Source organism: Pseudoxanthomonas sp. PXM01 (assembly GCF_014851815.1).
Taxonomy (GTDB): domain Bacteria; phylum Pseudomonadota; class Gammaproteobacteria; order Xanthomonadales; family Xanthomonadaceae; genus Pseudoxanthomonas_A.
Map to the genome: position 1 here is coordinate 505597 of NZ_JACVAJ010000003.1, position 16904 is coordinate 522500.

The following is a 16904-nucleotide window of genomic DNA, read 5'->3' on the forward strand; positions in this document are numbered from 1 at the left end:
GCGTCAGGTCGCTTCGCGTGCGACCTGGAAGCCTGCGAACGACTGCGTCACCGGCATGATCTCCAGCCGGTTAACGTTGAGGTGCGGCGGCAGCGTCGCGACGTAGAAGATCGACTCGGCGATGTCGTCGGCCGTCATCGGGTTCGCGCCGGTGTAAAGCTTGTCGGACGCCGCCTGGTCGCCATGCGTGCGCACGAGGGTGAACTCGGTTTCCGCCATGCCCGGCTCGATCGTCGTCACGCGCACGCCGGTGCCGTGCAGGTCGCTGCGCAGGCCCAGCGAGAACTGGCTGACAAACGCCTTGCTGCCGCCGTAGGCATTGCCGCCCGGGTACGGATACACGCCCGCGACCGAGCTGATGTTGATGATGGCGCCCTTGCGTTCGACCAGCGTCGGCAGCAGCCGGTGCGTCAGCGTGACCAGTGCGGTGATGTTGGTGTCGATCATCGTGCGCCAGTCCGACAGCAACGCCGTCTGCGCGGGCAGCGTGCCCTGGGCCAGGCCGGCGTTGTTCACCAGCAGATCGATGTCGCGGAAGCCCTCGGGCAGCGCCTCAAGGGCAGCGTCCATGGCGGCCTCGTCGCGGATGTCGAAGGCGGCGGCATGCATCTTGTCGGCACCGACGTCATCCACCAGCGCCTGCAGGCGCTCCACGCGGCGTCCGGTGGCGACCACGCGCCAGCCCGCGGCTGCGAAACGACGGACAGCAGCGGCGCCGAAGCCTGACGTGGCGCCGGTGATGAGAGCAGTACGAGTCATGGCGTTTCCAGCAAGGGGGAATCAGGATGCTGGCGCGCTGCGAGCCCGGCGCTGGGCGCGCCAACGTGCGCCGGCGAGGGTACCCAAGGTCGCTGCGGCGACCGAGAGCAGCATGTTCAACGCGTTGCCACGCAGCACTTGGCTTAGGGGCGAGGCGCCGTCGGGTTGAAGTCCGCCGACTCCCGCCAGCATCACCAGCGTACTGGTCCACAACGCAACGCTCAGGCCTACCGCGATGATGACGAACCGGTGCCCGGCCAGCGCGCCACCCAGCGCCATGCAGCCGGCGGTAATGAGATAGCTCATGGGCGCCAGGTAGCCCATCCCCGTCGGAACGCCACGGCGCCAAGCTTCCGGCAGCAGGCTGCTCAGCGTGGCGCCCAGCAACAGGGCGAACAGCGCCAGCAGTGTCGCCAGCAGTAGCCGCTGCCAGGAAGGACGCGGCGCCGTCACTGCGCTTTCACCGCCATCGCGGGCAGGCCGCCGCTGGCGAGCTTCTGCTTCGCTTCGGCCAGTTCGCTGGCGGTGCCATAGGGCCCCATGCGGACGCGGTACACGGTCTTGCCGTTGATCTGCGCGGATTCCACGCGGGCGCTGAGGCCGAGCATGGCGATCTTGGCCTTGGTGGCCTCGGCGTCGCCGGAGGCGCCGAAGGCACCGGCCTGCAGGATGTAGCGGGCCCCTGTGTCGGCGCTGGCCACGGTCGTGGCGGCCCGGGGCGGCGGCGGTGCATCCGCCGGCCGCGGCGTTTCCGGCGTACGCGGGGCTGGCGATTCATCGATGGGCGCGGGCTGCGCCGCGGGCCCGGTCGTGGCAGGCGTGGCGGCGGCGATCGGCGACTGGCCATTCAGCGCGGCACGGGCCTTGCGGGCTTCCTCCTCGCGCGCGCTGGCGGCGAGTTCCGCATCGGACATCTGCACTTCCTTGCCCGGCAGCAGCGTATAGAAATCGTACTGCGTCTCCTTCGGCGCGCCTGCATCGGTCGAAGGCGTGGCCGGCGCATCGGCCGGTGCATCCGGCACCACCGCATCGACATCGGCGCTGTCGATCGGTGCAGGCTGGGCATCCGGGTTCGGCTGCGGACGGAAGAAGCCGTCGCCGTCCTTCTTGCCGAGGCCGGGCACGATGAAATACACCGCCAGGCCGATCAGCAAGCCGAGGATCAGCCACACCCAGGGTGGGGTGGCATGGCCGGAATTGCGGGTGGCCTGGTTCTTGCCGCGCCTTGCTGCCATCTACTGCTCTCCGCTCACATCTTCTCGGGCGCGCTGACGCCCAACAGGTCCAGTCCATTCGCCAGCGCCTGGCGGACCGCCAAGGCCAGCGCCAGTCGCGCATCGCGCGCCGCCGCGTCGTCGATCAACACCGGCGTGCCGGCGTACCACGTATGGAAAGCATAGGCCAACTCGCGCAGGTATTGCGCCACGACGTGCGGCTCCAGCGACTCGCCTGCGGCTTCCACGACTTCCGGATAGCGCGACAGTTCCGCCATCAGCTGCAGCGAGGTGTCGTCGTCCAGGCGCGCCAGGTTCGCCAGGCCGTTGGCCTGATCGTAGGCGTAGCCCTTCTCGCCGGCCTGGCGCAGCAGGCTGCAGACGCGGGCGTGCGCGTACTGCACGTAGAACACCGGGTTGTCGTTGCTCTGCTGGCGGGCGAGATCGATGTCGAACGTCAGCTGCGAATCCGGCTTGCGCGCGATCAGGAACCACCGCGTCGCGTCGGCGCTGGTTTCCTCCACCAGGTCGCGCAGGGTGAAGTAGCTGCCGGCGCGCTTGGAGAGTTTCACTTCCTCGCCGCCGCGCATCACGGTGACCATCTGGTGCAGCACGTATTCGGGGTAGCCCTGCGGGATGCCCTCGCCCAGCGCCTGCAGGCCGGCTTTCACGCGCGCCAGCGAGCCATGATGGTCGGCGCCGAGTTCGGTGATGGCGCGCTCGTAGCCACGCTGCCACTTGCTGAGGTGATAGGCGACGTCCGGCACGAAGTAGGTGTAGCTGCCGTCGGACTTGCGCATCACGCGGTCCTTGTCATCGCCGAAGTCGGTGGACTTCAGCCACAGCGCGCCGCCTTCCTCGTAGGTGTGGCCGGAGGCGACCAGCTTGCGCACGGTTTCCTCGACCTTCGCGTCGGCGTACAGCGAGCTCTCCAGGAAGTAGCGGTCGAACGAGACGCCGAACGCGGCCAGGTCGAGGTTCTGCTCGCGGCGCAGATAGGCCACAGCGAAGCGGCGGATGGCGTCGAGGTCCTGCGGATCCTTTTCGCCGATCACCACGTGGCCCTCGACCTCGACCGAATCGCCGTTGAGGTAGGCCTGGGCCACGTCGGCGATGTAGTCGCCGCGATAGCCGCCCTCAGGCCAGCCTTCGCTGTCCGGCGTCAGGCCGAGTGCGCGTGCCTGCGTGGACCTGGCCAGGTTGTCGATCTGCACGCCGGCATCGTTGTAATAGAACTCGCGCTTCGCGTTCCAGCCGTTGGCGGCCAGCACGCGCGCGATGCAGTCACCGATGGCGCCGGCGCGGCCGTGGCCGACATGCAGCGGACCGGTCGGGTTGGCCGACACGTACTCGACACCAACGGTGCGGCCCTGGCCGCTGTCGTTGCGGCCGTATGCGTCGCCCTGCGCCAGCGCCGCCGCTACTTCGCGCTGGTAGGCGCCGGGACTGAGATGGAAGTTGATGAAGCCGGGACCGGCGATCTCGACCTTCGCCACATCGTCGCTGGCCGGCAGGGCCGCGACCAGCGCCGTGGCGATGGCGCGCGGATTGCTGCGCGCGGCCTTGGCCAGCTGCATGGCGGCATTGGTGGCGAAGTCGCCGTGCTCGCGGGTCTTGGGCCGCTCCACCACGAAATCGGGCGTGGCGGTGTCGGCCGGCAGCGTGCCGGCGGAGCGCAGGGCGTCGATGCCCTGGGCGATCAAGGCGCGGAGGGAAGCTTTCACGGAGGACCGTCGTGTTGCGTGGGAACCGCCTATTCTAGGTTTTCCCGGTCTCCGCGTGGGATCGGCGCGGTTCAGCGAGGCCCTTCCGGACCCCGTCGCTCAGACCCAGCCGCGCGCCGCCATCGATTGCGGTGGTCCGTCGCCGACGACGAAATGATCGAGCAGGCGTACATCCACCAGCGCCAGTGCCTGCTTCAGCCGTTGGGTCACCGCCCGGTCCGCGGCCGACGGCTCCGCACACCCGGACGGGTGATTGTGGCCCACGATCAGCGCCGTGGCGTTCAGGGCCAGCGCGCGCCGGGCCACTTCGCGTGGGTGCACCTCCGCGCTGTCCACGGAACCCTGGAACAGTTCCTCGAAGGCCAGCACGCGATGGCGGGTATCGAGGAACAGGGCGGCGAAGACTTCGTGGGGCCGTCCCCGCAGACGCTGGGCGAAGTAGCGGCCTGCCGCGTCCGGATCGCCGATGGCGTCGCCGCGTGCCAGCGAGGCGTGCAGCAGGCGGGTGCCGAGTTCCAGTGCTGCGCCGAGCGCGCAGGCCCGGGCTGGCCCCAGGCCGGGCAGGTCGATGAGCTGGGCCGGTGCGCGTTCGAGCAGGGCACACAGGGGGCCGTGGTGGGCGAGCAGCTCGCGGGCGGTGGCGACGGCATCCCGCCCGCGCAGGCCGGAGCCGAGGAAGATGGCCAGCAGCTCGGCGTCGCTGAGGCTGGCAGGCCCCCGGGCGAGCAGTTTCTCGCGGGGTCGTTCGTCGAGGGGCCAGTCGCGGATATGCATGACCCTATGGTCGGCCGCGACCGCCCGCACGTGCATCGGGCCTCACGGGGCGTTCGGGTAAGCTAATCGCCGGTATCGACGTAGGAATGGGCCGACGTGAGTGGATCGGACAAGACGCAGGGTCTGGCGGGGCAACGCCTGCTGCTGTGCGTGGGAGGCGGGATTGCCGCCTACAAGGCGCTGGAGCTGGTGCGGCGCTTGCGCGACGCGGGTGCCGAGGTGCAGGTCGCCATGACCGCCGGTGCGCAGCAATTCGTGACGCCGCTGAGCTTCCAGGCCCTGTCCGGGCAGCCGACGCGCACCACCCTGTGGGACAGTGCCGCCGAGCAGGCGATGGGCCACATCGAACTGGCGCGCTGGGCCGACCGCGTCATCGTGGCGCCGGCCACCGCCGACCTGATGGCGCGGCTGGCGCACGGACTGGCCGGCGATCTGGTGACCACGCTGTGTCTGGCGACCACCGCGCCCATCACGATCGCGCCCGCCATGAACCACCGCATGTGGCAGCACCCCGCCACGCAGGCCAACCTGGCCACGCTGCGAGGCCGTGACGTACACGTGGTTGGCCCGAACGACGGACCGCTCGCCGAGGGCGAATCCGGCCCCGGACGCCTTGCAGAGCCCGACGAGATCGTCGCGGCGCTGGTGGGCCAGGCTACGGTCGTGCCGCAGGGGCCGCAGGGGCCGCAGGACCTGGCGGGGCTGAAGGTCGTGGTCAGCGCGGGCCCGACCTATGAAGACCTGGACCCGGTGCGCTACCTGGGCAACCGCAGCAGCGGCAAGATGGGCTTCGCCGTCGCGGCCAGCGCCGCCCGGCGCGGTGCCCGTGTGACGCTGGTGGCGGGCCCGGTGCATCTGCCCACGCCCGCGGGCGTGAGCCGCGTGGACGTGCGGTCGGCGGCGCAGATGCATGACGCCGTGTTCGCGTCGCTGCCGGCCGACATCTACATCGGCGCCGCCGCCGTGGCGGACTACACGCCGCGCGAACCGGCGGCCAACAAGATCAAGAAATCCAGCGAATCGCTGGCGTTGGACCTGGTGCGCACGCCCGACATCCTGGCCGAGGTCGCCGCGCAGACGCAGGCGCTCAAACTGGTGGTCGGTTTCGCCGCCGAAACCAACAACGTGGCCGAGTACGCGCGCAAAAAGCTGGACGCCAAGCGGCTGGACATGATCGTGGCCAACCGCGTGGGCATCGCCGATGGCGGCTTCGAAAGCGACCAGAATGCGATGACCGCGTACTGGAAGGATGGCGAGCGCAGCTTCGCGTCCGCGCCCAAGACGCAACTGGCTGACGAACTCATCGATTTGATCGTGGAGCGACTGGACGCATGAGTGCAGAGCGCGCAGTGGAAGTGAAGCTGTTGGACCCGCGCTTCGGCGATGAATGGCCGCTGCCGGCCTACGCCACCGAGGCCAGCGCCGGCATGGATCTGCGTGCGGCGCTGGAAGCGCCGCTGGTGCTGGAGCCGGGTGACGCGGCGCTGGTGCCCAGCGGTATCGCGCTGCATCTGGGCGACCCGCAGCTGTGCGCGGTGGTGCTGCCGCGCTCCGGGCTGGGTCATCGCCACGGTATCGTGCTGGGCAACGGCACGGGGCTGATCGATGCCGACTACCAGGGGCCGCTGTTGATCAGCGTGTGGAACCGCGGCCACGAGGCCTTCACCATCCAGCCGGGCGACCGCATCGCCCAGGTGATGGTGCTGCCCGTCGTGCGCGTGAGCCTGCAGGTGGTGGATACTTTCGCCGACAGCGCACGGGGGACGGGTGGCTTCGGCCACACCGGCGTGCGATGACAGGGGACAAGACGATGGACACGACGAACGAGAGCCGCATGCGGATTCCCGTAGGCGACCTGCGCAGCGCGCTGCCGAAGCTGGCGGTGTTGCTCGCCTTGCTGGCAGCGCTGATGGCGTGGAGCGGTATCCGTCAGTGGCGTGACGCCGGCCTGCTGGAAGAAACGGAGCGCGCGCGCGACGGTGCGGTACAGGCCGTGCACGCGAGCCATGCGGCGGCGGTCAAGCAGCTGGAACAGCGGTTGGCCGCCGCACCGGTCAAGGCGGCGCTGGCGTCGAACGACACCACCGCTGCCATGGCCGCAATCCGCGAGGGGTGGGCCAGGGTGGAGCAGGTCGAGATTCTCGACGGTGCGTTGACCTCGGCCTATGACGATGCCGCAACCTTCGGCTACAGCAAGCTGGCCTTGCTGGAAGCCGGGATGCAGGGTGACGCGGTGGCGGCCCGTGTGGTGAAGGATGGCAAGGAGACTTCCTTCGGCCTCGCCGCAGCGGTGCCGCAGGGGGTGGTGTACGTGCGGCTGCCGCTGGCACGACTGACCGAGGGATTCGAGCACGTGACGATGCCGGAGGGCGCCTATCTGGCGTTGCGTCAGGGCGGTTACTCGATCGTGCAGCGTGGCAGCAGCCGGTTGGCGGACGGAGCCGAGCGCATGGCTCACGCGGTCGGCAAGACGGGCCTGCGCGTGGCGACGGCGGCTCCCGACAGCGAGCCCGGCCCGTTGGGTCTGGGGGCGATTCCTGCCCTCGTCGTCGCGGCCTTGCTGGCAGGCCTGGCGGTCGCAGCGGTGGTGTTCGCGCGCGGTGGGGCGGCCCTGGGACGATTTGGAAAGAAAGGAGCAGAGATGAGCGACACGGATGAGCCCACCCTCGGCGAAGCGCTGCTGCGCGAACCGCCGCCCGTCGTCCCCGGACGTGCCGTCGTGGCCGCCGACGAGGACGGTGACGCCTATCGCCAGGCCGAAGGCAAGACGGTCGAAGTCGACCCCGGCATCTTCCGTGCCTACGACATCCGCGGCATCGTCGGAAAGTCGCTGAGCGTCGAGGTCGCCGAACTGATCGGCCTGGCCATCGGCTCGGTGATGCGCGACGAGGACCTGGCCGACATCGTCGTGGGCCGCGATGGCCGCCTGTCCGGCCCGGACCTGGCTGGCGGACTGATCGAAGGCCTGCGCAAGGCGGGCCGCAATGTCATCGACATCGGCCTGGCGCCGACCCCGGTGGCCTACTTCGGCGCCTACCACCTGCGCGCGGGCAGCTGCGTGGCGGTCACCGGCAGCCACAATCCGCCGGACTACAACGGCTTCAAGATCGTGGTGGGCGGCCAGACCCTTTCGGGCGACGCCATCACCGACCTGTACGAACGCATCCGCGACAACCGGCTGTACGTGGCGGGCGCGCCGGGCGACCTGCAGCAGCGCGACATCGCGGCCGACTACATCCAGCGCATCGCGGACGACGTGCAGCTGGAGCGGCCGCTGAAGATCGTGGTCGACGCCGGCAACGGTGTGGCGGGCGACATCGCGCCCCAGTTGCTCGAGGCCATCGGTGCCGACGTGATCCCGCTGTACTGCGAGGTCGATGGCACGTTCCCGAATCACCATCCGGATCCCAGCGAGCCGCACAACCTGGAAGACCTGATCCAGACGGTGAAGCGGTTCGACGCCGACATCGGCCTGGCCTTCGATGGCGACGCCGATCGCCTGGGCGTGGTAACCAAGGAAGGCGCGGTGATCTTCCCGGACCGTTTGTTGATGCTGTTCGCCGCCGACGTGCTGGAACGCAACCCCGGCGCACTGATCATCTACGACGTGAAGTGCACGGGAAAGCTGCAGGGCTGGATCCTGCGCCATGGCGGCACGCCGATGATGTGGAAGACCGGCCATTCGCTGATCAAGGCCAAGATGCGCGAAAGTGGCGCGGAGCTGGCCGGCGAGATGAGCGGCCACTTCTTCTTCCAGGAGCGCTGGTACGGGTTCGACGACGGCCTTTACTCCGCCGCCCGCCTGCTGGAGATCCTGGCCAATCGCTCGGAGACGCCGTCCGAGGTGCTGGCCGAGCTTCCCGATGGCGTGTCCACACCGGAGATCAAGGTCGACGTGGTGGACGGTACGCCGCACGCCATCGTCGAGCGCTTCGTGGACGGTGCCGAATTCGAGGGTGCGCGCCTGTCCACCATCGACGGCCTGCGCGCGGACTGGGACGACGGCTGGGGCCTGGTGCGTGCCTCGAACACCACGCCGATCCTGGTGTTGCGCTTCGAGGCCGACAACAGCGCAGCGCTCGAACGCATCAAGACCGAGTTCCGCACGCGCCTGCAGGCGCTGGCGCCGGAGTTGAAGATGACGTTCTGAGGGCCGTAACGCGCTACGCCTTCGTGACAACGCCGGGCATTGCCCGGCGTTGTTGTTTTCAGGGGTGCGTCTGGCGCGTGCCTGCCGCGGCCTTATCTGCGGACCGGCGCGGGCGCTTCCGGTGCGGCGGATTTCAGGGCGGCGTCCTCGGCCTGCTCCGGCGTGATGCCCTTCATCGCGCGGAAGCGCTCCAGGATGCCGGCGATCTCGGTATCCAGGTCCGTGCGCTGCTTCTCGAAACTCTGGTGCAGGCGGCGCGTGCGGACCAGCTCGGCATGGCGCTGGTGGATGGAGGCGGCCATTTCCTTCGGCACGGGCTGGCCGGCCAGTTCGCGGTCGCCGGCGGTCTGCAGCAGGCTGATCAGGCCATCGCGCAGGCTGATGGTGTTGTAGTGGGCGGTGCGGACGTTGTTGTCGACGATGGCGGTGCGCTCGTTGAACACCCGGCGCAACTCATCCTCGCTGCGGTACGACAGCAGCATGGCGGCGTCGGTGCGCCGGCGCATGTCGGCCGCCGCGGCGTCGATCAGCTGCTGCTGCGCCTCGATCGCGGCCTGGGCGCGCTCTTCGTCGGTCAGGGCGCGGTCCACGCCGCCGGTGCGCAGGCCGCTGGCGGCACTGATCTCATCACGTGCCACGTTGACGGCATCGGCCGGCAGCGCGTCGCTGCAGACACGCTGGCCCTTCTCTTCCCAGCAGAAAAGCTTCTTGTTGGCCGGTGCTGCGCCCTTGTTGCCCTGGGCGTGCGCCAACGGCGCAGCCACGAGCAGGGCAGCCAGCATGTAGGAGGTACGGACGATCATGGCAGTCCCCACTGCGGTCAGTCCTGGGCCGCGCTGCCGTAGCGGGCCCGATAGGCCAGCAGGTCGTCGCGGTGGTGGACAAGGTCGGCGCTTTCGCCGGCAAAAGCAAGCAAGTCATGCAGGCTGGCCACCGCGATCACCGGCACGCCGGTCTCGTCGGCCACCGATTGCGCGGCCGAACGGCGCGCGCCGTCGGTGCCCGGTTCGCCCAGCACTTCCTGGCGGTCGAGCGCGACCACGATCCCCGCCGGCGTGCCGCCGCCGGCACGGATCAGGCCCAGCGCCTCGCGGATCGCGGTACCGGCGGTGATCACGTCGTCGACGATCAGCACGCGGCGGTCTTCCAGCGGTGCGCCGATCAGCAGGCCGCCCTCGCCATGGTCCTTGGCTTCCTTGCGGTTGAACGCCACCGGCAGGTCGCGTCCACGGCGGGAGAACTCGCAGGCCACCGCGGTCGCCAGCGGGATGCCCTTGTAGGCGGGACCGAACAGCAGGTCGAACGAAAGGTCCGCTTCTTCCACCGCATCCGCATAGCAGGCTGCCAGCCCGGCCAGGCGCGCGCCGCTGTCGAAGCGCCCGGCATTGAAGAAATACGGACTCTGCCGCCCCGATTTCAGCGTGAACTGGCCGAAGCGCAGGGCCTGCGCATGCAGGGCGAGCTGGAGGAAGCGGGCGCGGTGATCGGTCATGGGCGGCGTGGGACTGAACAGGTGAGGCGACAGGATAACCGCCCCTTGGTCGACGTCGCGCGACGGATGCGCCGGTTCGGGTACGCTTGCCCGGTTTCCGACGAACGACGTGCACATGCGCATCATCAGCTTCAACGCCAACGGCCTGCGCTCGGCCGCCACCAAGGGCTTCTTCGACTGGTTCACGACGCAGAACGCCGATGTGCTGTGCGTGCAGGAGACCAAGGCCCAGGAACACCAGCTGGCCGGCCCCGAATTCCTCCCCGCTGGCTACAAGGCGTGGTTCCGCGACGCCAGCACCAAGAAGGGCTACAGCGGCGTGGCGATCTACGCCAAGCGCGAACCGGACGAAGTGCGCACGGCGCTGGGCTGGCCGGACTTCGACGAGGAAGGGCGCTACATCGAGGCGCGCTTCGGCGACCTGAGCGTGGTGTCGTTCTACATTCCGTCGGGCTCGTCGGGCGACGAGCGCCAGGGCTTCAAGTTCAAGGTGATGGACTGGCTGGCGCCGGTGCTGGACGAATGGCGCCGCAGCGGTCGCCATTACGTGCTGTGCGGCGACTGGAACATCGTGCGCAGCCGGCTGGACATCAAGAACTGGACCAGCAACCAGAAGAATTCCGGCTGCCTGCCGCCCGAGCGAGACTGGTTGAATGGGATGTGCGTGGACGATGGCGGCTGGGTCGACGCCTACCGCGTGCTGCATCCGGAAGGGCAGGAGTACACCTGGTGGAGCAACCGTGGCGCCGCGCGCGCCAACAACGTGGGGTGGCGGATCGACTACCAGTTCGTCACGCCGTCGCTGCGCGACCGCCTGAAGGCCTGTTCGATCTACCGCGAGCAGCGCTTCTCCGACCATGCGCCCTTCACGGTGGACTACACCTGATGACGACGTCCGCCAGCGCGAAGCCCGGCAAGCCCTCCGTCTGGCGCGCCTTCGCGCAGCCGTCGGCATGGACGATGTTCTTCTTCGGCTTTGCCTCGGGCATGCCGTTCCTGCTGGTGGCGGGCACGCTGGCCTACTGGCTGACCGAGAACGGGCTGGAACTGAAGAACATCACCCTGATCGCCAGCGCCGGCATGACCTACACGCTGAAGTTCCTGTGGGCGCCGCTGGTCGACCGCTGGCGCCTGCCGTTGCTGGGGCGGCTGGGGCAGCGCCGCGGCTGGCTGCTGCTGGCGCTGGCGGTGGTCATCGCCGGACTGCTGCTGATGGCGCACCTGACGCCCGGCAAGCTGGCGCCCTTCATCTGGGTCACGCTGCTGACGGCCTTCGCCGGCGCCACGCTGGACATCGCCGTGGATGCGTACCGCATCGAGATCGCGCCGCAGGAATCCCAGGGTGCGCTGCTGGCGACGTATTCGCTGGGCTACCGCATCGCACTGATCATCACTGGCATGCTGGCACTGGTGCTGGCCGACCACGTGCCGTGGCCGCAGGTGTACGTCGCCATGGCGTTCTTCATGCTGATCCCCGTGGTCGCCGTCCTGATCGCCTCCGAACCCGACGTGGTGCGCGTGCGGATGACCACCTGGGCGCAGGGCCTGCAGGAAGGCGTCGTGGAGCCGTTCCTCGACTTCTTCCGCCGCTTCGGTGCTGCGCTGGCGCTCGCGCTGCTCGCGTTCATCCTGCTCGCGAAGATTTCCGACCAGTCGTTGGGCGGGGGGATCATGGCGCCGTTCTATCTCGGCCAGGGCTTCACCAAGACCGAGATCGCGACGGTCACCAAGTTCTATGGCATCTGGGTGGGCCTGGGGGGCGTGTTCCTGGCCGGCATCGCGATCGCGCGCTGGGGCGTGAAGTGGCCGTTGCTGGCCGGCATCGTGCTGGGGGCGATCAGCAACCTGTTGTACGTCTGGCTGATCGGTGCCGATGGCGATCTGTGGAAACTGACGATGGTGATCTCCGGCGAGAACCTGGCGCAGGGATTCCAGGGAACCACGCTGGTGGCCTTCCTCTCGGCGCTGGTCAACCAGCGCTTCACCGCGACCCAGTACGCCCTGTTCTCTTCGCTGGTGATGCTGCCGGGCAAGCTGCTCAGCGCGATCTCGGGCGGCATCGTCGAACAGACCGGTTACGGCGTGTATTTCTGGATCACCGCGCTGGTGGCGGTGCCGGCGGTCGTGCTGTTCTTCTGGCTGGCGCCGCGCATCCGCTTCGGCGGTGGGCACGAGGCGGCGACCGGCGTCGACGTGCCGGATACGCAGGCTTGACCGACTGCGCTACAGTTTCCGGCGGGGGCAGGCTGGGGAACGCGGAATGACCGACATCGTGCTGAAGGACGTGGATCCCATCCTCGCCGAGCGGATTCGCCGGGTATCGCAGGCACGCGGCTGGCCGATCCACGACACCATCTTCAACCTGCTGGAGCAGGGACTGTTCGTCTGCGAGGCGGAGGTCCGTGGCGGGTTCGACGATCGAGAGGTCAACGCGCTCGCCCAGGCCATCAGTGCGTTGAAAGAAGTGCCGCCAGGCAAGGGGTTCTAGGCCGGGTAGACCGTGCCGAGCACGCGCCGCCCGGAGGCGCCGGTGACGGCGGGCAGGTTGCCGGGGCGGCCCGCCAGCGTCTCGCGGGCCAGCCATGCGAAGCCCATCGCCTCCACGTAATCCGGGTCCAGGCCGTGCGACGCCGTGGATTCCACGACGGCCTGCGGCAGGTACGCGGCCAGGCGCGTCATCAGCACGTGATTGCGCACTCCGCCGCCGCACGCCAGCACGCGCCGTGTGTCCGGCTGCGTCATCTGCAGGGCATCCGCCACCGTGCGCGCGGTGAGCTCGAGCAGCGTGGCCTGCACGTCGGCAGGCGCGACCAAGGCGTCGTCCATGCGCGCCTGCAGCCAATCCAGGTGGAAATGCTCGCGACCGGTGCTTTTCGGCGGCGGCAGCGCGAACCACGGGTCGGCCAGCAGCCGGGCCAGCAGCGTCGCGTTGACCTGTCCGCTGGCGGCGAAGGTGCCGCCGGCATCGTAGGCGCGGCCAGTATGGCGCTCGCACCACGCGTCCATCAGGGCGTTCGCCGGGCCGGTATCGAAGCCACGCACGTCCCCGTCGACCGGCAGCAGTGTGAAGTTGGCGATGCCGCCCAGGTTGAGCGCGGCGCGGTCCTCCTGCGGGGAGCCGAGCAGTGCGGCATGGAAGGCAGGCATCAGCGGTGCGCCCTGGCCACCTGCGGCCACGTCGCGGCGCCGGAAATCGGCGACGGTGGCGATGCCGCAACGCTCGGCGATAACGTTGCCGTCGCCGAGCTGCCAGGTGAAGGGCGGCTCGGCGTGCGGGCGATGGCGGATCGTCTGCCCGTGCGAGCCGATCGCACGCACGCGGCCGCGCGGCACCCCGGCCTCCTCCAGCAGCGACAGGGCGGCCTGCGCGAAGGCTTGCGCGATGCGTCCGTCCAAGGCGCCCAGTGCATCCAGCGATCCGGTGTCCGCGCCCTGGCCCAGTGCGACCAGCTGCGCGCGCAGCGCTGCATCCCAGCCGAACGTACGGCCATGCAGCAGCTCGCAACGCAGCGAGCGGCCTTCGCCTTCGAAACGCACCAGGGCGGCATCGATGCCGTCGGCGCTGGTGCCTGACATCAGGCCCAGGTAAAGCTCGGAAGCGAGGGCTTCGGTGGCGTGGGTCATGCGGGATCGCCGGGCAAAGAAAAAGGCGGGACAGTGTCCCGCCTTTTCTCGCATCCCGCCATGCGCGGGTACCGGCTCGGTCAGCCTTTCTTGGCGGCGGACGGCTTGGCGGCCGCGACCGTGGTCGCCTTCGCCGCCCCGTCGGCGGGGCCGACATCGGCGTAGATGATGTCTTCCACCGTGCGGATGCGCGCCAGCGCGTTGGCCGTGTAGGTGCGGTACGCAGCGAGCTGTGCGCCGGCCAGCGGCTCCGGTGGCGGCATCGTCACCGACAGCGGGTTGCGGTGCACGCCGTTGATGCGGAATTCGTAATGCAGGTGCGGACCGGTCGACAGGCCGGTGGTGCCGACGTAGCCGATCACCGTCCCCTGCGCCACGCGTTGGCCCTGCTTGATGTTGCCCATGCGCGACATGTGCGCGTACAGCGTGGTGTGGCCGCGGCCATGGTCCAGGACGACGGTGCGACCGTAGCCACCCTGCCAGCCGGCGAACTGCACGCGGCCATCGCCGGCCGCCATGATCGGCGTGCCCGTCGACGCGGCGTAATCCACGCCCTTGTGCATGCGCATCGTGCCCAGCACCGGATGGCGACGCGCGCCGAACTTCGAGCTCATGCGCGCGTAGGCGATCGGCATACGGATGAAGTTCTTCTTCAGCGGCCGGCCGGCGGCGGTGAAGTATTCCGGCTTGCCGCCCGGGCGGGTGAAGCGGAAGCCCGAATGCAGCTTGCCATCGACGGTGAACGTGGCCGCCTGCACCGGGCTGGTGCTGATCAGCTCGCCTTCGCGCCAGGTCTGCTCCACGACCACGCTGAAGCGGTCTTCCGGACCCAGGTCCGAGTTGAAGTCGATGTCGTACTTGAAGATCTCGTCGGTCAACGAGTTGATGTTGGCGGACGTCAGGCCGGCCTTGCGGGCCGAACGGTTCAGCGAACGTCCGACCTTGCCGCTGAGCACCACGGTACGGGTGGTGGTCTCACGCGCGATCACGCGCTCGCTGATCTTGTCCTCGCCCACCACCAGCTCGACGCGGTGGCTCGGGTCGCGGTCGTAGCGCAGGGTGCGCAGGCCGCCAGTGACGGGCAGGTCGAAGGCGATCTCGGTGCCGGGTTTCAAGCGGGTCAACGCCTTCTTGGCATCGGCGTTGTCCAGGATGCGGTGCAGGGTGGCAGCCGGGATGCCCAGCTCCTCGAAGATCGCGCCCATGGTCTGGCCCGGCTTCACCCGTACGACCTGCCAGCTGTCGCCCGCGATGCCGGCCTGGCGCGCCGCCGACAGTTCGGGCAGATCGAGCAGCAGGGTGTTGCGCGGCTCCGACACCGGCGCCTGGATCGCGCTCGAGAAGCCGGGCACGATGGTGGCCATCAGCACGCCGATGGTGGTGAACAGGCTGGCGTGGATCCAGTGGCGGCGCGTCCATCGCCCTTCCGGCAGGTGCCGCTTCACGGCGGTATCGCGAAGCACCCCAAGGCGTTCCCGGAACTGTTGCTTGCGGCCGTTGCCGCCCCCATGAGTTTGCATCAAGGTTGCATCCCGGGGCCAAGGCAAAGCCCCAATCGGCGTACCATAGACACGCGAAGACTTCGCGTCAAACCATTGAGTCAAATAGCTTTTTTGATTGGCATCACTATTTACTTTCTTTTAACGGTAACTTCACGTCACTGACTTGGCCTTCACGTGGCCGCCCCTACTGGAACCGCTATCCCGTGTCCTCCGCAGAAGCTCTTGCCCTGATCGGCCGTGGCGCCGACGAAATCCTCAAGTCCGAAGACCTGGAGGCCCGCCTGAAGTTGGGTCGCCCGCTGCGCGTGAAGGCGGGATTCGACCCCACCGCGCCCGACCTCCATCTGGGCCATACGGTGCTGCTGAACAAGATGCGGCAGTTCCAGGACCTGGGCCATCAGGTGATCTTCCTGATCGGTGACTTCACCGGGATGATCGGCGACCCGTCGGGCAAGAACGTCACCCGCAAGCCGCTGACCCGCGAGGATGTGCTGGCCAACGCCCGTACCTATGAGGATCAGGTGTTCAAGGTGCTGGACCGGGAGAAGACCGAGGTCCGCTTCAATTCCGAATGGTTCGGCGAGATGGGCGCGGCCGACATGATCCGCCTGGCCGGCCAGCACACCGTGGCCCGCATGCTCGAACGCGACGACTTCGCCAAGCGCTACGCCGCCCAGCAGTCCATCGCCATCCATGAGTTTCTGTATCCACTGGTACAGGGCTACGACTCCGTGGCGTTGCGGGCGGACGTCGAACTCGGCGGTACCGACCAGAAGTTCAACCTGCTGATGGGGCGCGGCCTGCAGGAACACCACGGCCAAGCCCCCCAGGTGGTGCTGACCATGCCGTTGCTCGAAGGCCTGGACGGCGTCAACAAGATGTCCAAGTCGCTGGGCAACTACATAGGCGTCAGCGAGCCGGCGATCGACATCGTCACCAAGACCATGAAGATCGGCGATGACCTGATGTGGCGCTGGATCGAGCTGCTGAGCTTCGAGATCGGGGTGGTGGAAGCGGCGGCGTTGAACGCATCTGTGGCGGCCGGCGAGCTGAATCCGCGTGAGGTGAAGCTTCGCCTGGCGCGCGAACTGGCCAACCGTTTCCATGGTGCCGACGAAGCCGAAAGGGCTATCGCTGGCTGGCATGCGGTCGTCACCGGCCAAGGCGACACCTCATTGCTGGAGCTGAAGGATGTCGTGGTGCCGGCTGAAGGCATCCGCATTGCCGCGCTGCTCACCGCGGCAGGCATCACTCCCAGCAACTCCGAAGCCAACCGCAAACTCAAGGAGCGTGCGGTCAGGTTGGAAGGCGAAGTGGTCGAGGACGCCGCTCTGCAGCTGGCGCCGGGTTTCGAGGGCGTCCTGCAGGTCGGCAAGCGAAATTTCGCCCGAGTTCGTCTTGTGGCTGGCTGAGTAGACCGTCCTCGCGGGAAGAGGGGTGGAGGGCGCGTGAAAATTTCTGCGCAGACCCCTTCCCAAAGCTGGTGGAACCGGCCATACTTTCCCTCCCCCGACGCACGGGGCCTTGCCGGACCGGCAGGGCGCCAGAAGGAGGGAAAAAGATTCGCCAACAACTTCGAAAAAAGGTGTTGACGAAACAGAAAAACCCGCCATAATAGGCGGCTCACCTCGACGGAAACGACGGGGTCACGAAGGAAGGCGCTGA

At 68.4% G+C, this 16904-nt stretch carries 16 protein-coding genes; 7 read left to right on the forward strand and 9 right to left on the reverse strand.

Features of this window, described 5'->3' with window-relative positions:
• Nucleotides 1-3: 3 nt before the first annotated feature.
• The 5 genes from IB230_RS18905 to radC form a co-directional block, all read right to left on the reverse strand.
• Nucleotides 4-759: an SDR family NAD(P)-dependent oxidoreductase gene (locus IB230_RS18905; protein ID WP_192274404.1), complete on the reverse strand. Its 756-nt coding sequence runs from the start codon at nt 757-759 to the stop codon at nt 4-6.
• 21 nt (nt 760-780) lie between these two features.
• Nucleotides 781-1212, reverse strand: coding sequence for a hypothetical protein (locus IB230_RS18910; protein WP_192274405.1), 432 nt, complete (start codon nt 1210-1212; stop codon nt 781-783).
• A complete protein-coding gene (locus IB230_RS18915; RefSeq protein ID WP_192274406.1) occupies nt 1209-1994 on the reverse strand; it encodes an SPOR domain-containing protein in 786 nt (261 codons plus the stop codon). The genes IB230_RS18910 and IB230_RS18915 overlap by 4 nt, the downstream gene beginning before the upstream one ends.
• Nucleotides 1995-2008: 14 nt before the next feature.
• Complete coding sequence (argS, locus tag IB230_RS18920) at nt 2009-3697, reverse strand: arginine--tRNA ligase (protein ID WP_192274407.1); 1689 nt, start codon at nt 3695-3697, stop codon at nt 2009-2011.
• Nucleotides 3698-3796: 99 nt separating this feature from the next.
• On the reverse strand, nt 3797-4471 hold the full coding sequence (gene radC / locus IB230_RS18925) for a DNA repair protein RadC (RefSeq protein WP_192274408.1): 675 nt from the start codon (nt 4469-4471) through the stop codon (nt 3797-3799).
• Between the two features lie 96 nt (nt 4472-4567).
• Between radC and coaBC the strand changes: the two genes are divergently transcribed.
• Genes coaBC through IB230_RS18940 form a run of 3 tightly spaced genes read left to right on the forward strand, consistent with a single transcriptional unit; the run spans nt 4568 to nt 8621 of the window.
• Complete coding sequence (coaBC, locus tag IB230_RS18930) at nt 4568-5806, forward strand: bifunctional phosphopantothenoylcysteine decarboxylase/phosphopantothenate--cysteine ligase CoaBC (protein WP_192274409.1); 1239 nt, start codon at nt 4568-4570, stop codon at nt 5804-5806.
• Nucleotides 5803-6267 carry a dUTP diphosphatase gene (gene dut, locus IB230_RS18935; RefSeq protein WP_192274410.1) on the forward strand — a complete coding sequence of 155 codons (465 nt, stop codon included), beginning with the start codon at nt 5803-5805 and terminating at the stop codon, nt 6265-6267. The genes coaBC and dut overlap by 4 nt, the downstream gene beginning before the upstream one ends.
• 14 nt (nt 6268-6281) lie before the next feature.
• Nucleotides 6282-8621 carry a phosphomannomutase/phosphoglucomutase gene (locus IB230_RS18940; RefSeq protein ID WP_192274411.1) on the forward strand — a complete coding sequence of 780 codons (2340 nt, stop codon included), beginning with the start codon at nt 6282-6284 and terminating at the stop codon, nt 8619-8621.
• Nucleotides 8622-8713: 92 nt separating this feature from the next.
• On the opposite strand, the gene IB230_RS18945 is transcribed toward IB230_RS18940, so the two are convergent.
• Nucleotides 8714-9424 (reverse strand): hypothetical protein, encoded by a 711-nt coding sequence (locus IB230_RS18945; RefSeq protein WP_192274412.1) that lies wholly within the window; start codon nt 9422-9424, stop codon nt 8714-8716.
• A gap of 17 nt (nt 9425-9441) precedes the next feature.
• Nucleotides 9442-10113 (reverse strand): orotate phosphoribosyltransferase, encoded by a 672-nt coding sequence (gene pyrE / locus IB230_RS18950; protein ID WP_192274413.1) that lies wholly within the window; start codon nt 10111-10113, stop codon nt 9442-9444.
• Between the two features lie 115 nt (nt 10114-10228).
• Between pyrE and IB230_RS18955 the strand changes: the two genes are divergently transcribed.
• From IB230_RS18955 to IB230_RS18965, 3 genes are read left to right on the forward strand one after another with little or no spacing between them, the layout of a single operon-like run.
• The gene (locus tag IB230_RS18955; RefSeq protein ID WP_192274414.1) at nt 10229-10999 is read left to right on the forward strand and encodes an exodeoxyribonuclease III; all 771 of its coding nucleotides are present in this window, start codon (nt 10229-10231) and stop codon (nt 10997-10999) included.
• Complete coding sequence (locus IB230_RS18960) at nt 10999-12327, forward strand: MFS transporter (protein ID WP_192274415.1); 1329 nt, start codon at nt 10999-11001, stop codon at nt 12325-12327. The genes IB230_RS18955 and IB230_RS18960 overlap by 1 nt, the downstream gene beginning before the upstream one ends.
• A gap of 46 nt (nt 12328-12373) precedes the next feature.
• Complete coding sequence (locus IB230_RS18965) at nt 12374-12601, forward strand: hypothetical protein (protein WP_192274416.1); 228 nt, start codon at nt 12374-12376, stop codon at nt 12599-12601.
• Here IB230_RS18965 and IB230_RS18970 read toward each other — a convergent pair.
• Together IB230_RS18970 and IB230_RS18975 are read right to left on the reverse strand one after the other, a co-directional pair.
• Nucleotides 12598-13737, reverse strand: coding sequence for an anhydro-N-acetylmuramic acid kinase (locus IB230_RS18970; RefSeq protein ID WP_192274417.1), 1140 nt, complete (start codon nt 13735-13737; stop codon nt 12598-12600). The two genes, IB230_RS18965 and IB230_RS18970, sit on opposite strands and share 4 nt — an antisense overlap.
• Before the next feature lie 80 nt (nt 13738-13817).
• The gene (locus tag IB230_RS18975; protein WP_192274418.1) at nt 13818-15257 is read right to left on the reverse strand and encodes a peptidoglycan DD-metalloendopeptidase family protein; all 1440 of its coding nucleotides are present in this window, start codon (nt 15255-15257) and stop codon (nt 13818-13820) included.
• 185 nt (nt 15258-15442) lie between these two features.
• On the opposite strand from IB230_RS18975, the gene tyrS reads away from it, so the two are divergent.
• Entirely contained in the window at nt 15443-16651 is a 1209-nt protein-coding gene (tyrS, locus tag IB230_RS18980; protein ID WP_192274419.1) for a tyrosine--tRNA ligase, read from the forward strand.
• Nucleotides 16652-16904: the final 253 nt, after the last annotated feature.

Excerpts from the sequence above, each read along its gene's own strand:
- IB230_RS18945 (WP_192274412.1), bottom strand. The coding sequence starts at position 9,424 with ATGATCGTCCGTACCTCCTACATGCTGGCTGCCCTGCTCGTGGCTGCG.
- IB230_RS18940 (WP_192274411.1), top strand. The coding sequence starts at position 6,282 with ATGGACACGACGAACGAGAGCCGCATGCGGATTCCCGTAGGCGACCTG.
- IB230_RS18955 (WP_192274414.1), top strand. The coding sequence starts at position 10,229 with ATGCGCATCATCAGCTTCAACGCCAACGGCCTGCGCTCGGCCGCCACC.
- dut (WP_192274410.1), top strand. The coding sequence starts at position 5,803 with ATGAGTGCAGAGCGCGCAGTGGAAGTGAAGCTGTTGGACCCGCGCTTC.
- IB230_RS18965 (WP_192274416.1), top strand. The coding sequence starts at position 12,374 with ATGACCGACATCGTGCTGAAGGACGTGGATCCCATCCTCGCCGAGCGG.
- IB230_RS18970 (WP_192274417.1), bottom strand. The coding sequence starts at position 13,737 with ATGACCCACGCCACCGAAGCCCTCGCTTCCGAGCTTTACCTGGGCCTG.
- IB230_RS18960 (WP_192274415.1), top strand. The coding sequence starts at position 10,999 with ATGACGACGTCCGCCAGCGCGAAGCCCGGCAAGCCCTCCGTCTGGCGC.
- radC (WP_192274408.1), bottom strand. The coding sequence starts at position 4,471 with ATGCATATCCGCGACTGGCCCCTCGACGAACGACCCCGCGAGAAACTG.
- IB230_RS18915 (WP_192274406.1), bottom strand. The coding sequence starts at position 1,994 with ATGGCAGCAAGGCGCGGCAAGAACCAGGCCACCCGCAATTCCGGCCAT.
- IB230_RS18905 (WP_192274404.1), bottom strand. The coding sequence starts at position 759 with ATGACTCGTACTGCTCTCATCACCGGCGCCACGTCAGGCTTCGGCGCC.
- IB230_RS18975 (WP_192274418.1), bottom strand. The coding sequence starts at position 15,257 with ATGCAAACTCATGGGGGCGGCAACGGCCGCAAGCAACAGTTCCGGGAA.
- pyrE (WP_192274413.1), bottom strand. The coding sequence starts at position 10,113 with ATGACCGATCACCGCGCCCGCTTCCTCCAGCTCGCCCTGCATGCGCAG.